Raw genomic sequence first — 15,458 nt, forward strand, 5'->3', positions numbered from 1 at the left:
GTTGACGGCATCTTGGTATGCCTTGAGAAAGTCTTGGTAGCCGATCCGAATGACTGCGCTGGTAGGGTCTGTGAAGTTGAGTTCCTCGGTCGGCTCAGCGGCTTGGTCGAACAGAGTCCGCATCAGCGCCGGCCAGCGGTAAACCGGGGTATTTGGCCTCCAACGACTTTTCGGAGTCGTCGAGTTCGTCGTTAATCCACTTCACGACTGCAGGAACAAGCCCAGCCGGAGTCCGCGGGTCCTTGGTTCCTGGAAATGGGTGCACGGTGGCGTCGGCGAGCGCAAATCGCTTGCCGGCCGCGCCCGGTGGCAGGCCTGAAGGGTTCAGTTGACGGAACGAGTGGATGCAGGCGCCGCGTTCTCGGAACACCGCATCCTTGAAGTTCTCCAGAGGGTTACCAGGTCGCTGGAACTCGCCACCGGCGCAGTACGTGGGCATACTCTCCGGCTTCATGAACCTATCGGTCGCGAAGATGACCGCCGTCTGGCCGTATTGCTTTGCCATCCCCGGAGCCGCATTTCCAGCCACGTTCGCCATGACTAAACAGGTGCCCTCACGAAGGACCCCGGGGAACTGCACCGGATTGAAGAACGGCTGAATCTGACTCATAAAGGACGCATGCGACGGTCCCGGATTGCATTGCGCAACAAACAGCCATGTGAGCGGCAACTGTGCTTCCTTTGCGGCTGCGGTCTGCTCGATGTCCTGCAGAAGCCACTCCCAAACGCGGCGTTGGTCTCGGACTCCAATCCAGTCATAGCAAATGAGGGTCGCAAACTGATATGGCGCGTGGGTGTCAACATACTTACCCTTGAACAAGAAGACGGATTGCCCCTTGAACATGGACTGATGGTTCACCTGAAGCTCGACTCCCGCAGGCTCAATCTTGGTCTGAATCCAGCATCGGACTTCACCAGACYCAAGCTTGGCCCATGTCACGCAGCAGTTGACCCATTGGTCCTCCCGGACGCGGTCCAACGAACTCCCTACTTCGTCGTAGGTCGTGCCCGGCCGCTGAACTAGTTCGCCGAATTGCGTCCTTGTCAGGCCTTCGAGCCCTCCAATGACGACGGTGCCTGTCGGCCAACTGCCATCAGCCATCGCGGCCGTAATGCGGTCGAAGCCGGCCAGGCCAGGCAGCGTGCATTCGGGAAAGATAGTGAAGTGAGTCCTCTCAGCGCCGTGCGCGCATTTGAGGGCCACGGCGAGCGTGGCGTCGATGCCCGCTAGCGCGGCATCCCTCAGTTCGGGCAGGAGCGGGAACGGTTCCAAATGGACGAAGTCCACATATGGCTGCGCAATGACCATTCCGACTTCTCCGCGCGGCAATCGCACGCCAAGTTGACCGATGTCAATCTCAATGACCCGAACCAATCGTCTCTCCTTGCCATCTTTTTCGGCGGATTCCGGCATGTACGGTAGCATATTGCCCAAAGATGGACATCAACGAACTTCCGCTTTTCGCCGCTCTCTGCCCTCCCAGAGGCAGTGGACCGCCCTGGCAAAGCCCGACGTCAATGCCTTTCTGATTCGACACGGACAGTTCTTACCAGCCGGCAGTGATGGCGCAAGTGGGGCGTGGAGTTTTAGCCTTTATGCACCACCAGTTGACGCCCTCCCCACTGCCATCGTCAATGCCCGCGATCTGGCTGTCGGCTTGACATGGAGGGATTGATCCTTCTCGTGAGCAAAGTAACCGACCAGGTAGTCCGTCAATCGTGTCACTTGGCGCTCGTTATGTCCCGCGAGAGGGTCCAACACCCACCGCCCCTGCCGTTTCAATGGCAAACGGTAATCCGGCTTATGGCAATTGAACACAAAGCCCCGTCCGTCGGTGGCCCTTGACCACCGTCGAGTGAGAGCGGCAATCACAGCATCCGTCGTGAAGTTCTTTGGCCGGTTGGCGTCGACGAAGAAGCAGCAGTGGAAGTGATTGGCACCGTTCGTCCCGCGCTCCATCTTGGTGATGTAGCCGCGCATGTATTGCAAGATCTGCCTGTCCGCATCGCGGTAGACATTGGCGAAAAACCGTGCGCGATCCTGCATCGCGACACGGGTATCAATTCGCGCACGTGACTCTGGGTTGTCTGATGGCCAGTCAGCGCGGGCGGGTACATATGCCCACTGACCGGAATCAGCCACGCCCCATTGACCGTATGGCATGGCGTCAGCGAGTGCAAAGACCTTCTCCTGATACTGGAAATCCTGCCGGATCGGCTCCAGTCGATCCCCTCCCCTGAGCAACTTCGGTACGTATTCGCCAATGGATTCAGCCTGGCTGCATTCCGTGTCGCTCTTCCACTTCCGCATTTGCGCCCATGTGTTCTGCTGCCGCGCCTGGGTACGAAGCGCTTGCACGAAGTCGTTGAACACCTCCGCCTCTAGCTTCGATACGGCCGACATATGCGCACTGGGGTTGCGGAATGCGCAATGGCGCAGCCAAGGCTGCTGCTGGAAACATGTACGAAAGAGATCCAAGAGCGGACTGTAGGCATACCCCGGCATCACTACGCCCATCAAATCCCGCATCGCATGGAAATAATAGTCCAGTGAATATGAATCATGAACAATGACCATGTTGGGCGAAGCGTACCTGATCGCACCTGTGTGATGGATTTCAAATGGCAATCGCTCCGTTGCCAGAGCTACCCGCAGAAAAGATAAAAATTCGTTGATAACGAGGCCATATTCACCAACCTCCCAAAATCGTGGATAAATGCTGGCTGCTGTTGCCCTCTGATTATCCTGAATGAAATAGTCTGCTTGCATGTTTCACCTGTGATTGTTTCTCTCAGGTGATTCATCATTGCTGTAAAAAACAGCGCCCCAGCTGAACATTATCTAGCAACGATGAATGATAATTGTCAATGGAAGACACTTTCCCTCAGCGCAGTCCCTAGCCAAGGGATAGGGACGCCTTAGTCAGACACTTCAGGATCACCATTCAATCATCTAGATAATGGTTATCTCATCCCTTCTAAATCATGCATATCTTAAATTAGAAGGGCAGTAAGGCAATACCTGCACAGCAAACTGATTTACGTACTGAAACACCGTGTATACCGAGAGGTTCCCCAAGGATATTCACAATTTTTCGAACTCGCCTGAATACCGAGTTATCCGGATGAATGGGCGGCCGGAAATTCACCTGGCGGCAACCGCAAGCGCGACTCGTCCCCTGGCTCCCCTGAGCTTCGTCTTCCAGTGGTTCCGCCATGGCGACGGTCCCGGGGTATCGATCCCGGATTTCGTCGTCGCCGAATGGCGCGACGGAGAAGGCCCCGGCCGGGGCGGCATTGCCCCGATGATCTGCCGCCTCATATCGGCATCCACAGCCCCGTTACTGAACCTGTAAGCCAGATCACACCTGTGGAATTCAGTACCGTATTTGTTGTCGCTTTCCATAAAGGGCTGTAAAGACATCGTATCCATTCCATTCTGACCGCTTGAAAACATCTAGAGATCATCATGTTTTCGTCTTGATTGACACTTTAATGACTCTTTGATCCTTCTTGAGTTATTCCTGCATAAGTCCGGTATGATCCCTTATCAAGCAAGCCATTTAATAGATTATGACTATCGAAACGCGTGGGGCATTAGGGCTGATTACGGTACACTGGGGARGGGAGCCTTCCCCGCGAGAGAGACGGTGGCTTTGGGYGTGGCTGAAGTATTTTTTCCCTGGCCGTCCTGTCCTGCTGATGAGGCCGGGTGCGTCGCYAGTTGAATCCATCGTCCATGCCAAATCACTGATTTTGGATGGCGATAGCGATATTGAGCTTGAACAATTGCTGAGGCAGCAAGCCGCGGCTATCCAGACGTTGCATGCCGGAAGATTTTTTAATCAAACGGAGGATTTTGATTGGGTAGGCACCGATAATCGGCAACTCTGCTGGCTGATTGACTACATCCACAATTTGTTGAGAATTAGAATCCCAGACGCCGAGGCACGCTTTAGCAAGCGCGATTATTTTATTTGCCTGATTGATCTTGTCCTAGCCTCTTTGCTTGACAAACAAAACTATCTCACCAGACTTCATCAATCGTGGCTTCGGCATTTGCGGGATACGTCTTATCTGAATTGGTTTAGTGACGATGACGAACCCGGGCGATGCGATTTTGCATGGCAAGTTCTTGATGCCCGAATGCAATACACGCTACTGGATTCAATTCAACTGGATCCAGTCATTGGCCAGGAATTCAGAAAATACCCGGGTGGCGTTGGACTGAAATGCTATTTTGATTCGCTTCAGGTTTCTGATTATGAAAAGCAAAATCACGTCGGCCATATCAAAAAGCTCTGGAGCCAGAGAAAATACCGCGAGAAACTGGAAAAAAATAAAATCCGCCAGCGGAATTTTGTTCTGCCTGACGCAACCATCAAAAGTCTGGACAAGCTAGCCAAAGGGCTTGGCGTATCTCGTACCGAGGCGCTGGAGAGGCTAATCGAACTCGCCGCCAGATACGGCATGCCCGGTGCGCCGGCAGAATCTAGGCTCGGCCGGCCAGTGGATTTTTGATCTCACGGCCCTGAACGGCCGGTGCTGGAAATAGCTCCAACTGACCGGCGGCATTGGGATGTCTGGGCATGGCCAGCGGCGCTCGGCACATCGGCTGAACGCCACCTGGACTGCACCCACAGGCGTCCGCAAATTGGCCAGTCAGAACGGGAAACCCCACGCCCCCCTCGCCCTATACGAGCCGAACGGCTATTTGGCGCCTGGCTCGGCAAGGTCGCGGCGGCTGCCGTTCAGCAATTGTTTTACATCCGCGACCGGCCAATACAATCGACGATTGGGAAGCTTCGTCGGCCGGATGCCAAGATAGCTCCCATCCAAGGAGTAGCGCTTGCGAATCGATTGAGGATCGATCGCCAGAATGGCTGCCAACTCTTCCGTGGATACGTGATCCCGGTTTGCCGGAATCGGCATCGGAACGCGCGGCGCGCTCTTTTCCACTGCCTTCGGTGCCGGGACACTCACTGATGAATCGCTTGAAACCTGCCCTGCAAGGGCCTGGATTGCGCTGATCGTCTCAGCTGACTGGGCCGCGTATTCCGCAACAGCAAGCGGAATCAGGTCCGGTTGATCTGATTGCACCTTGCCACGGCCGATGACCTCAAAGATGAGCCGCATCCATTCCGTCTCGATCTCCACGTCCTGACACCACGCGAGAAACTCATGGGGTGCAAGTTGCGTCGGCGCAACGGTGCCGCTTTCCTCATCGTCGCAGGACCAGTCCCATAGCCGCATGATTTCGCGAGCCTTGGTGTGACGGTCGATGACGTCCCCTTTGAAAGGCTTGYCGTCAAGGCCCGTCGCCTCGCGAGGGAGTTCCGAACACCCTGCCGGTGCATGGAGGCCCGACAGGACAAGGGCCCCTTCCGCCGGCGTCCAGGTTGACCGATCGAGATACATTTTCAAGACGGCATAAAGCTGCCTTGCGGCAGCGACGCGTTCTTGTGGCGTACTTGCTTGCGACACGATCTCGTTCCCCTTTGATGCGGTGGTACTAATCTGGGAAGGATTCTATCGTGCGAGACCGATGTGCCACACGGGAAAATGAGGCACTAAGGCGGCGCGCAGGCGGGAGATGGTTCCAGATGGATCGATGGGGATCCAATTGGGTTACATGGCGGTTACATGGGCCGCAGAATGCACAAAGGGTTACAAGCGAATCGCTCGTAACCCTTTGATTTTATTGGTGCCGGCTGCAGGACTCGAACCCGCCACCTGATGATTACAAATCAACTGCTCTACCTGATGAGCTAAGCCGGCATGTTTGGTGCAGACCGCGATTCTACTGCATGCGGCGCAAATTGACGATGGGTTCCTGCGCTTACTTCACCACCTTCAACGAGGGCTTCTTGGCACCGATGCGGGATACGGGCGGCGGCGTGGGTTCGTCGTCACCATCGTGGTCGTCGCCGGCGTCTACTGTGACCGGAGCCTCGCTTTCGACCGACGACAGCTTGGGCGGCGGGTTGTTCTCGCGTTCCGTGCCGGCCTGGGTTTCGGGGACGCTACGTTCCACGGGGAAGGCCATGCCCTGCCCGTTCTCGCGGGCGTAGATGGCGAGGACGTTTTCGACGGGCACGTCGATCTTGCGCGAGATGCCGCCAAAGCGGGCGCTGAAGCCGATCCACTCGTTGCCCATGTCCAGGCCGCTGGTGGCGTCGAAGCTGACGTTGAGCACGATTTCGTTGTTCTTGACGAACTCGCGCGGCACGCTGGTGTTGGCGTCGACGAAGACGGCGATATACGGCGTGAAGCCGTTGTCCGTGCACCACTCGTAAATGGCACGGATCAGGTAGGGCTTGGTGGAGGTTTCAGGCATTGTGCTTCCAGTGGCGCAGTCCGGTGGCCCGAAGCGGTTGGCTTCGGGCCGGGCCGGTTTAGCGGCGCATCACCTTTTCGGACGGGGTGAGCGCTTCGATGTAGGCCGGGCGGCTGAAAATGCGCTCGGCGTACTTGAGCAGCGGTGCGGCGTTCTTCGACAGTTCGATGCCGTAATGGTCCAGGCGCCACAGCAGCGGAGCGATGGCGACGTCGAGCATCGAGAACTCTTCGCCGAGCATGTACTTGTTCTTGACGAAGATCGGCGCGAGCTGGGTCAGGCGGTCGCGGATGGCGGCCCGGGCGCGCTCGTGGTTCTTCTCGGCGGCCTTGCCCTTTTCGTTTTCGAGCGCGTAGACGTGCGTGAACAGTTCCTTTTCGAAGTTGAACAGGAACAGGCGCGCACGGGCACGCTGCACCGGATCAGCCGGCATCAGCTGCGGGTGCGGGAAACGCTCGTCGATGTACTCGTTGATGATGTTCGATTCGTACAGAATCAGGTCGCGCTCGACCAGGATGGGCACCTGGCCGTAGGGGTTCATCACCGAAATGTCTTCCGGCTTGTTGAACAGGTCGACGTCACGGATCTCGAAATCCATGCCCTTTTCGAACAGGACGAGGCGGCAACGCTGGGAGAACGGGCAGGTGGTGCCCGAATACAACACCATCATGGTTGGATTCCTTTGATGCGGGGTCGATTGACTGGATCGGTATTCTGGCAGAACCGATATGTAGAAAGCAAATTAGAGATGCATGGGGCACATATAAACATGAGCCCGACAGGTTTAAGCGCACTTTGAGGCACATTGCGCCCATCAACCCCGTCTCGGCATCCAAAGCAAAAAGGGCCGGGGCGGTGTTGCTCTTGGCGCAACGTCCGCTCCAGCCCCATTCCCATCGAACCGTCAGGCTTTCCGGGCTTTACCGCGAATTACTTGATGTCCTTCCAGTACGAGGCGTTCAGGCGCCAGGCGAAGACGGTGAACACACCCAGGAACATCAGCACCCAGACGCCCAGGCGCTTGCGCTGGTTCTGGGCCGGCTCGGCCATCCAGTCCAGGAACCCGACCAGGTCGGTCACGGCCTGGTCGTACTCGAGCGTGCTCATCTTGCCCGGCGTGACCTGCTCGAAACCGGCGAATTTGTGGACCTTCTCGCCATGCTCTTCGGCTTCGACGAACTTGGCGGTGCGCTGGCCTTGCAGTTCCCACAGCACGTGCGGCATGCCGACGCTCGGGAACACCAGGTTGTTCCAGCCCGTGGCGCGGTTGTCGTCACGGTAGAAGGTACGCAGGTAGGTGTACAGCCAGTCGTCGCCGCGGGCGCGGGCGATCACCGACAGGTCCGGCGGCTGGGCGCCGAAGAAGGCCTTGGCTTCCTTCGGCTGCATGGCGATGGTCATCATGTCGCCGACCTTGTCGCCAGAGAACAGCAGGTTCTGGCGAATCTGGTCGTCGGTCAGGCCGATGTCCTTGAGGCGGTTGTACCGCATCATCGACGCGCCATGACAGTTCAGGCAGTAGTTGACGAACAGCTTGGCGCCGCGCTGCAGCGAGGAGAGATCGCTGGTCTGCACGGGCGCCGGCTCGAGGGGGTAGCCCCCTTCGCTGGCCATGGCGGGCGCGGCGGCAAAGCAGGCGCCGGCCAGCGCGAGAATCGAAAGCAGCTTTTTCATCTTGTGTCCTTGTGCTCTTGTCGGGTTTCGTCCGGGCTCAGTGCGGGTGGAACGTCACGCGTTCCGGCACTTGCTTGAACTGGCCGACACGGCTCCACAGCGGCATGGTCAGGAAGAAGGCGAAGTACAGCAGGGTACCCAGCTGCGACACCTTTTCACCCACCGGCGACGGGGGCTGTACGCCCAGGTAGCCGAGCACGATGAACACCACCACGAAAACGACGAGGATGCTCTTGTGGAAGGACGGGCGATAGCGGATCGACTTCACCGGCGAGTGGTCGAGCCACGGCAGGAAGAACAGGATCACCACCGAGCCGCCCATCACCAGCACGCCCCAGAACTTGGCGTCGATGAAGTAGAAGCCCACAGCCAGGATCACGGCGATGGCGAGCGCGCCAACCTTGATGCGGGCATCCTTGCTGCGCAGGAACACCATGCCGAGCAGCACCGCGAAGAACACCCACAGGATGGGCAGGAAGTTCGAGGTGGTGGCACGCAGCATCGAGTAGAACGGCGTGAAGTACCAGACCGGCGCGATGTGCGGCGGGGTCTTGAGCGGATCGGCCGGGAAGAAGTTGTTCGACTCCAGGAAGTAGCCGCCCACCTCCGGGAAGAAGAAGATCACCGCGGAGAAGATCATCAGGAAGCCGCCCACACCCATCAGGTCATGCACCGAGTAGTACGGGTGGAAGGGGATGCCGTCCAGCGGGATTCCGTTCTCGTCCTTCTTGGCCTTGATCTCGACGCCGTCCGGGTTGTTCGAGCCCACTTCGTGCAGCGCGATGATGTGCGCGACCACCAGGCCCAGCAGCACCAGCGGCACGGCGATGACGTGGAAGGAGAAGAAGCGGTTCAGCGTGGCGTCGCTCACGACGTAGTCGCCGCGGATGAACAGGGACAGGTCCTGGCCGATCACGGGGATGGCGGAGAACAGGTTCACGATCACCTGGGCGCCCCAGTASGACATCTGGCCCCASGGCAGCAGGTAGCCCATGAAGGCCTCTGCCATCAGGCACAGGAAGATCAGGCAGCCGAAGACCCAGACCAGCTCACGCGGCTTGCGGTAGGAACCGTACAGCAGGCCACGGAACATATGCAGGTACACCACCACGAAGAAGGCCGAGGCGCCGGTGGAGTGCATGTAGCGCACCAGCCAGCCCCAGGGCACTTCGCGCATGATGTATTCCACGCTGGCGTAAGCCACGGGAATGCCGGCGGCGTTGAGCRTGCCGTCCGGCTTGTAGTTCATCACCAGGAAGATGCCGGTCACGATCTGGATCACCAGCACCAGCAGGGCCAGCGAGCCGAAGAAGTACCAGAAGTTGAAGTTCTTCGGTGCGTAGTACTTGGAAAGGTGATCTTCCCAGAGTTGGGTTGCGGGGAAGCGCGCGTCGATCCAGCCAAGCAAGCCGGTCGTCTTTACTTGTTTTTCGGCCGCCATGGTCAAGCGTCTCCTTTTTCATCCTTGCCGATCACGATCTTGGTGTCGGACAGGAACTGGTATGGGGGTACGTCGAGGTTTTGCGGGGCCGGCTTGTTCTTGAACACGCGGCCAGCCAGGTCGAAGGTCGAACCGTGGCAGGGGCAGAGGAATCCGGGGTCGGAGCCGAGTTGCGGGTTGGAACCGGCGCCGAAGGGACCTGAGGGGGAGCAACCAAGGTGGGAGCAGATGCCTACCACGACCAGCAGGTCCTTGTGGTCTGCGCGCGAACGGGTTTCGTTCTTGCAGTATTCCGGCGTCGGCATGGTGAAGGGGACATCCGAGTTGGGGTCGGCCACCTCGGAATCTGTCTTCTTCAGCGACGAGAGCATTTCCTCGGTGCGCTTCAGGATCCAGACCGGTTTGCCGCGCCATTCAACGGTCATCATCTCGCCCGGCTTGAGCGCGCTGATGTCGGCTTCTACCGGTGCTCCGGCGGCCTTTGCCTTCTCTGACGGCGCAAACGTACTGACGAACGGAACAGCTACCGCCACGCCTCCGATGCCGCCAGCGACAGACGTCGCAATCAACCAATTGCGGCGACCCTTATCCACGTTCTTCACGTTTTGCTGGTCACTCATTCCAAACCCCAGGGGATGTCAAATTAGATTTTGTGTCAACCGTAAATTGTACCTTAGGCACATGTGGCATTGAAAGGCGGACAGTGGCTCACCCGCGTACGATAATCGGCCAAACATCGGCGATGTGGCTTGTACGCTTGCGTTACGGGCGGTGATACGGCAGGCTTTTATCCTGACGACCGTTCAACGAAAGCAACACTGGGAGAAAAGCATGGGGATGATGTCGGAATTCAAGACCTTCGCAATGCGTGGCAACGTGATCGACCTGGCCGTCGGTGTGATTATCGGCGCGTCTTTCGGCAAAATTGTCGAGTCGGTTGTGAATGACCTGATCATGCCGGTCGTTGGCCGGATTATCGGAAAACTGGATTTCTCCAATCTTTTCGTAGCGCTATCCGAGCCGCCAGCGGGCATCCCGCATACGCTCGACGCGCTGAAAAAAGCGGGCGTGCCGGTTTTTGCCTATGGCAACTTCCTGACCATCCTGGTCAATTTCGTGATTCTGGCCTTTATCATCTTCATGATGGTGCGGGCGATCAATAAGGTGCGTGCTGAAGAGCCCAAGCCCGAAGCGCCCGCCGCCACGCCGGAAGACGTGGTGCTGCTGCGCGAGATCCGCGACAGCCTGAAGGCGCGCCAGACTTAAGCCAACGCGCCGCGGCCCGCCCGGCCCATGGCCGGGGCCGCGTTTCAGACCGGGTTGGGAATATCGATGAAGGTGTGGCGCAGCCCGAATTGCTGCACCAGGTGCTCGCCCAGGGACTGGATACCATAACGCTCCGTAGCGTGGTGCCCGGCCGCCAGATAGGCAACCCCGCTCTCGCGTGCGAGGTGCGTGGTCTGCTCCGAAATCTCGCCGCTCAGGTAAGCGTCCACGCCCGCCGCCACGGCCGCGTCGAAATAGCCCTGCGCACCGCCCGTGCACCATCCCACCGTGCGAATCAGTTGCTCGGGATCGCCAATGGCCAGCGGCTCGCGCGCGAGCACGCCGCCTRCGTGCGCGKCCAGCGCGGCGAGCGGCATGGGTTGTGGCAAGGTCCCGGTCCACCCGAGCTGGTCGTCGCCGAAGCGGCCGGTGGGCGTAAACCCGAGTTGCAGGCCGAGCTGGGCGTTATTGCCGAATTCGGGGTGGTTATCCAGCGGCAGGTGATAGGCGAGCAGGTTCACATCGGCGCCCAGCAGGCGTTTCAGGCGTGCGTGTTTTTGTCCGATGACACGGGCGTCTTCGTTTTTCCAGAAATAACCGTGGTGGACCAGGATGGCATCGGCGCCAGCCTCGATGGCGGCTTCGACCAGGGCCAGGCTTGCGGTCACGCCTGTCACGATATGCTCGATTTCCGCCCGGCCTTGCACTTGCCATCCGTTCGGGCAATAGTCCTTGTATCGGGGGACTTGAAGCAGGTCGTTCAAGTACAATTCAAGATCTTTTATTTTCATTTTCTGCCCAAACTCCAATATGTTGCGCCGCTTTTGGCTGTTCTTTGCCCAGGCTGTCACCGTCGTGCTGGCAGTGTGGTTCGTCGTGGCCACACTCAAACCCGAATGGCTGCAGCGCGGCCGGGTCGCAGTGCAATCCGGTTCGCCCATTGTCGCGCTGAAGGAGGTCGTCCCCAGCGTGGCCGGCTCTTCGGCGCCGGGCTCGTACAGCGAGGCGGCCCAGCAGGCGATGCCGGCAGTGGTGAATATCTTTACCAGCAAGAACGGCAGCAAGCACACGCCTAATCCGCAGGCAGAAGACCCCTGGTTCCGTTTCTTTTTTGGCGACCGCCTGCCGGAACGCCAGGAGCCGGTGTCCAGCCTGGGCTCGGGCGTCATCGTCAGCGCGGAAGGTTATATTCTAACCAACCACCACGTGGTGGACGGCGCCGATGAGATCGAGGTGGCGCTGACCGACGGCCGCAAGGCCAACGCCAAGGTGGTCGGCTCGGACCCGGAAACCGACCTGGCCGTGCTGAAGATCACGCTCAAGGACCTGCCGGCGATCACGCTGGGGCGCATTGAAAACGTCAAGGTAGGCGATGTGGTGCTGGCCATCGGCAATCCCTTTGGCGTCGGCCAGACCGTCACCATGGGCATCGTSTCGGCGCTGGGCCGCAGCCACCTGGGCATCAACACSTTCGAGAACTTCATCCAGACCGACGCGGCGATCAACCCYGGCAAYTCGGGCGGCGCACTGGTCGATGCCCAGGGCAACCTGCTGGGTGTCAACACGGCCATCTATTCCCGCTCGGGCGGCTCGCTGGGCATTGGCTTCGCCATTCCCGTTTCCACCGCCAAGCAGGTGATGGAATCGATCATCTCGACCGGTTCGGTGACGCGCGGCTGGATTGGCGTAGAGCCGCAGGACATGACACCCGAGATCGCCGAGTCGTTCGGCCTCGACGCCAAGGAAGGCGCGCTGATCGCAGCCGTGGTCCAGGGCGGCCCGGCCGACAAGGCGGGCGTGAAGCCGGGCGATGTGCTGGTCTCGGTGGATGGGCAAGGCATTAGCGACACCACCGCCCTGCTCAACGCCATCGCCCAACTCAAACCTGGCGCGGAGGTGAAGATGAGGGTGGTGCGTCGTGGCAAGCCGACCGAACTGACGGTGATGATCGGCAAGCGGCCGCCACCGCCGCGCCGCGCGCTGCCGCTGGACGAGGAAGAGTAAGTCAGCACGGAATCCCCGGACAGCACGCTGCTTCTCCAGACCCCGCCCTTTGTGGCGGGGTTTTTGTTGTCGGGGAAGTACGGGTCGGCTTGGCGCGAGCGTACCCGGCGCTGCGCCAGGCGACCGGATTGATGGCCTGCCGGACCAGGAAGCTTGTCTGACGATCAGCATACCCGGGCCATAGCGGAGACATCTGCCCGCAATCGTGCGATCGGAGTTGCCGTGATTGAGGGATTGGGACGGGACTAGCGGTGGCGGCGCATGCATTGGCAGCGCAAGGACCTGACTACCCATCGCCAGCCGGCGCTCCGCGAGCTGGAGATCAACGAGCGAGACTGATTGCGCCGCCGCGGGACACGGTTAAACGATGCCGCGCCACTACGCGGAAGCACCATGTGGCGAGCACCCCATTGCCATTGCGCACTATCGCCGAGTGCCAGCCGCCAAAAACAAAACGCCGGCATCCTTGCGGATGCCGGCGTTTAGCGTTCAAGCCAATCTAGAGCGAGCTTACGCCCGCACTAAATTAGAACTTGTGACGAACACCAACCACAGCGCCGAACTGGTTCGCACCAGCTTGGACGAACTGGGTCTGGCCCGACAGGTCGTTGAAGCCATTCACGCCCAGACGCGACTTGCTGCCGTTGTTCAGGACATACGAAGCCGTTGCGTACACGTCGGTGCGCTTCGACAGTGCGTAGTCAGCCGTCGTGACGAATTGCCACGGGTTAGCCGACGACTCACGCAGGTTCTGGTAGTAAGCAGCGCCCGACAGCGACAGAGCCGGCGTCAGCTGATAGCCCACGCCAAACCAGCCCAGGTTCGATGCGGTGTTAGCCACGGTCGGCGWACCAACCAGGTTGGCGCCGTTGTAAGCCTTGGCATAACGGTAGCCAGCGTACAGCTTGGCCGGGCCGAAAGCGTAGGTACCAGCAACGGTAGCGCGGCGGGTCAGCTGAGCGCTTGCTGCGCCAGTGCCGTTCGTTTGGTCATAAGCAGCACCAATTGCGAACGGGCCAGCAGCGTAGCTTGCCAGGAAACCGTATTCGCGGCCGTTGGTGAAGTTACCAGCGGTTTCGTTGCCGCTGTTGGTGAAGCTGTACAGGGCGCTAACGGTCAGGCCACCGAACGTGCCGGTGTACTTCGCAGCGTTGTCAGCACGGCTGGCGAATGCGGATTCTTGCGAAGTGCTCGAGTAACGGGTCGAGATCGCCATCGGGTCATAGACCAGCGCGAAATCATACAGGGTGGTCTGTTGACGGCCCAGGGTCAGCGCGCCGTACTGGCTTTGCAGACCAACATAGGCGTTACGACCGAACAGACGGCCACCTTGAGCCGAAGTACCGGTGTCAACGTTGAAGCCGCTTTCCAGGACGAAGATACCCTTCAGACCGCCGCCCAGATCTTCGACGCCACGCAGGCCCCAACGCGAACCGGATTGGTTACCCGACTGCATGGCCCACAGGTTGTTACCGTTGGTGCCGAGTGCGTTCGTCGACGACTTGTTGTTGTATTCAATACCAGCGTCAACCACGCCGTACAGGGTCACGCTCGATTGGGCATACGCACCACCAGCGGCCAGGGCAGCTACAGCGGCTGCAAACAGTTTCATCTTCATATCGACACTTTCCTTGTCAACTGATTGGGAAATCTTGGCTTGCCCAAGTGCTTGGGCGACGCATTTACCTTCACGTCTGTTGCGTATTATGGGTCAGCCCCCCCGGCCGCCAGAAGGCTTTTTCGTCGTAAACCATGGATACGGACGGATTTTGTTGTGATGTCGCAACAGCACGAGGGGCGACTTTCCCCATTTTGGTGCAAAAGTCGCGTCTCCGAGCTTTCCCTTAAGCTAGCGGTCGCTACAGTTAGTCCGGCTGCGCTTCGCTGGCCGGAGCGTCCGCCGCAACCGGCCGCGCGGTGAATCGGGCCATGATCAGCCCTAGTTCATATAGCGCGACCAGGGGTACCGCCAGCAACAGTTGGGACAACACATCCGGCGGCGTCACCACGGCGGCAATCACGAAAGCGCCCACGATCACGTAGGGGCGGATCTGCTTGAGCTTTTCCAGTTCGACCACACCAAAGCGCACCAGCACGATCACCACCACCGGCACCTCGAAGGTGATGCCGAAGGCCAGGAACATGGTCATGGCGAAGCTGAGGTATTTATCGATGTCGGTCGACATCTCCGCCCCCAGCGGCGCGTTGTAGTGCGCCATGAAATGGAACACCGTGGGGAACACCAGGAAATAGGCAAACGCCACGCCGCAGATAAACAGAATGTAGCTACTGCTCACCAGCGGGACGATCAATCGCTTCTCATGCTGGTACAAGCCGGGCGCAACGAACTGCCAGACCTGGTAGAGCACCCAGGRCAGCGCAATCAGGAAAGCCACCAGCAGCGTGACCTTCATGGGCACGAAGAACGAGCCGGTGACATCGGTGACGATCATCTTGCCGCCCTTGGGCAGCGATTCCATCAAAGGCCGGGCGAACAGGTTGAAGATGTTCGGCGCCCAGTAGATCAGGCCGAGGAACACCAGGATCACGCCTGACGCCGCCTTGACGATACGCGAGCGCAGCTCCACCAGGTGAGAGATGAAGGTTTCCTGCTGCGCTTCGTCTTGCGGGTCTTGGGGATCTTGGGAACGGGAGTCGCTCATGGCGTGGACCGCTCAGCCGGGCTGGCTGGCATCGAGAAATCATTGGCGATACAACGGCACGGCGCGCAAGTCG

Annotated in this window: 14 protein-coding genes and 1 tRNA gene; 3 read left to right on the forward strand and 12 right to left on the reverse strand. The window is 59.2% G+C overall.

Going from position 1 to position 15,458, the window contains the following annotated elements:
- Window positions 1–94: 94 nt before the first annotated feature.
- A complete protein-coding gene (locus AC1DKD_RS06130) occupies window positions 95–1,414 on the reverse strand; it encodes a hypothetical protein (RefSeq protein ID WP_477143092.1) in 1,320 nt (439 codons plus the stop codon).
- Between the two features lie 180 nt (window positions 1,415–1,594).
- Window positions 1,595–2,770 (reverse strand): hypothetical protein, encoded by a 1,176-nt coding sequence (locus tag AC1DKD_RS06135; protein WP_477143093.1) that lies wholly within the window; start codon window positions 2,768–2,770, stop codon window positions 1,595–1,597.
- Window positions 2,771–3,573: 803 nt separating this feature from the next.
- Between AC1DKD_RS06135 and AC1DKD_RS06140 the strand changes: the two genes are divergently transcribed.
- Window positions 3,574–4,521, forward strand: a complete 948-nt coding sequence (locus AC1DKD_RS06140) for a ribbon-helix-helix domain-containing protein (RefSeq protein ID WP_477143094.1) — start codon at window positions 3,574–3,576, stop codon at window positions 4,519–4,521.
- Window positions 4,522–4,710: 189 nt separating this feature from the next.
- On the opposite strand, the gene AC1DKD_RS06145 is transcribed toward AC1DKD_RS06140, so the two are convergent.
- The 7 genes from AC1DKD_RS06145 to petA all read right to left on the reverse strand — a co-directional run bounded on the left by AC1DKD_RS06145 (window position 4,711) and on the right by petA (window position 10,072).
- Window positions 4,711–5,484, reverse strand: a complete 774-nt coding sequence (locus AC1DKD_RS06145) for a hypothetical protein (protein ID WP_477143095.1) — start codon at window positions 5,482–5,484, stop codon at window positions 4,711–4,713.
- Window positions 5,485–5,702: 218 nt separating this feature from the next.
- Window positions 5,703–5,778: transfer RNA gene (locus tag AC1DKD_RS06150), tRNA-Thr, on the reverse strand.
- Between the two features lie 61 nt (window positions 5,779–5,839).
- Complete coding sequence (locus AC1DKD_RS06155; RefSeq protein ID WP_035870639.1) at window positions 5,840–6,337, reverse strand: ClpXP protease specificity-enhancing factor; 498 nt, start codon at window positions 6,335–6,337, stop codon at window positions 5,840–5,842.
- A 58-nt stretch (window positions 6,338–6,395) separates the two neighbouring features.
- Window positions 6,396–7,007 (reverse strand): glutathione S-transferase N-terminal domain-containing protein, encoded by a 612-nt coding sequence (locus tag AC1DKD_RS06160; RefSeq protein WP_035870642.1) that lies wholly within the window; start codon window positions 7,005–7,007, stop codon window positions 6,396–6,398.
- Between the two features lie 260 nt (window positions 7,008–7,267).
- A complete protein-coding gene (locus AC1DKD_RS06165; protein WP_035870644.1) occupies window positions 7,268–8,011 on the reverse strand; it encodes a cytochrome c1 in 744 nt (247 codons plus the stop codon).
- Window positions 8,012–8,048: 37 nt separating this feature from the next.
- A complete protein-coding gene (locus tag AC1DKD_RS06170; protein WP_477143096.1) occupies window positions 8,049–9,452 on the reverse strand; it encodes a cytochrome b in 1,404 nt (467 codons plus the stop codon).
- Window positions 9,453–9,454: 2 nt separating this feature from the next.
- Window positions 9,455–10,072, reverse strand: coding sequence for a ubiquinol-cytochrome c reductase iron-sulfur subunit (gene petA / locus AC1DKD_RS06175; RefSeq protein ID WP_441628895.1), 618 nt, complete (start codon window positions 10,070–10,072; stop codon window positions 9,455–9,457).
- A gap of 211 nt (window positions 10,073–10,283) precedes the next feature.
- Here petA and mscL point away from each other — a divergent pair, with 211 nt between their 5' ends.
- Window positions 10,284–10,718, forward strand: coding sequence for a large conductance mechanosensitive channel protein MscL (gene mscL, locus AC1DKD_RS06180; protein ID WP_441628893.1), 435 nt, complete (start codon window positions 10,284–10,286; stop codon window positions 10,716–10,718).
- 44 nt (window positions 10,719–10,762) lie between these two features.
- On the opposite strand, the gene AC1DKD_RS06185 is transcribed toward mscL, so the two are convergent.
- Window positions 10,763–11,509, reverse strand: a complete 747-nt coding sequence (locus AC1DKD_RS06185) for a Nif3-like dinuclear metal center hexameric protein (protein WP_477143097.1) — start codon at window positions 11,507–11,509, stop codon at window positions 10,763–10,765.
- Window positions 11,510–11,528: 19 nt separating this feature from the next.
- Between AC1DKD_RS06185 and AC1DKD_RS06190 the strand changes: the two genes are divergently transcribed.
- Window positions 11,529–12,722, forward strand: coding sequence for a Do family serine endopeptidase (locus AC1DKD_RS06190; protein WP_441628889.1), 1,194 nt, complete (start codon window positions 11,529–11,531; stop codon window positions 12,720–12,722).
- A gap of 526 nt (window positions 12,723–13,248) precedes the next feature.
- On the opposite strand, the gene AC1DKD_RS06195 is transcribed toward AC1DKD_RS06190, so the two are convergent.
- Entirely contained in the window at window positions 13,249–14,340 is a 1,092-nt protein-coding gene (locus AC1DKD_RS06195) for a porin (RefSeq protein WP_477143098.1), read from the reverse strand.
- A gap of 247 nt (window positions 14,341–14,587) precedes the next feature.
- The gene (gene tatC, locus AC1DKD_RS06200) at window positions 14,588–15,385 is read right to left on the reverse strand and encodes a twin-arginine translocase subunit TatC (protein ID WP_477143099.1); all 798 of its coding nucleotides are present in this window, start codon (window positions 15,383–15,385) and stop codon (window positions 14,588–14,590) included.
- Between the last annotated feature and the right edge of the window lie 73 nt (window positions 15,386–15,458).

Source organism: Cupriavidus sp. 05T313 (assembly GCF_056396665.1).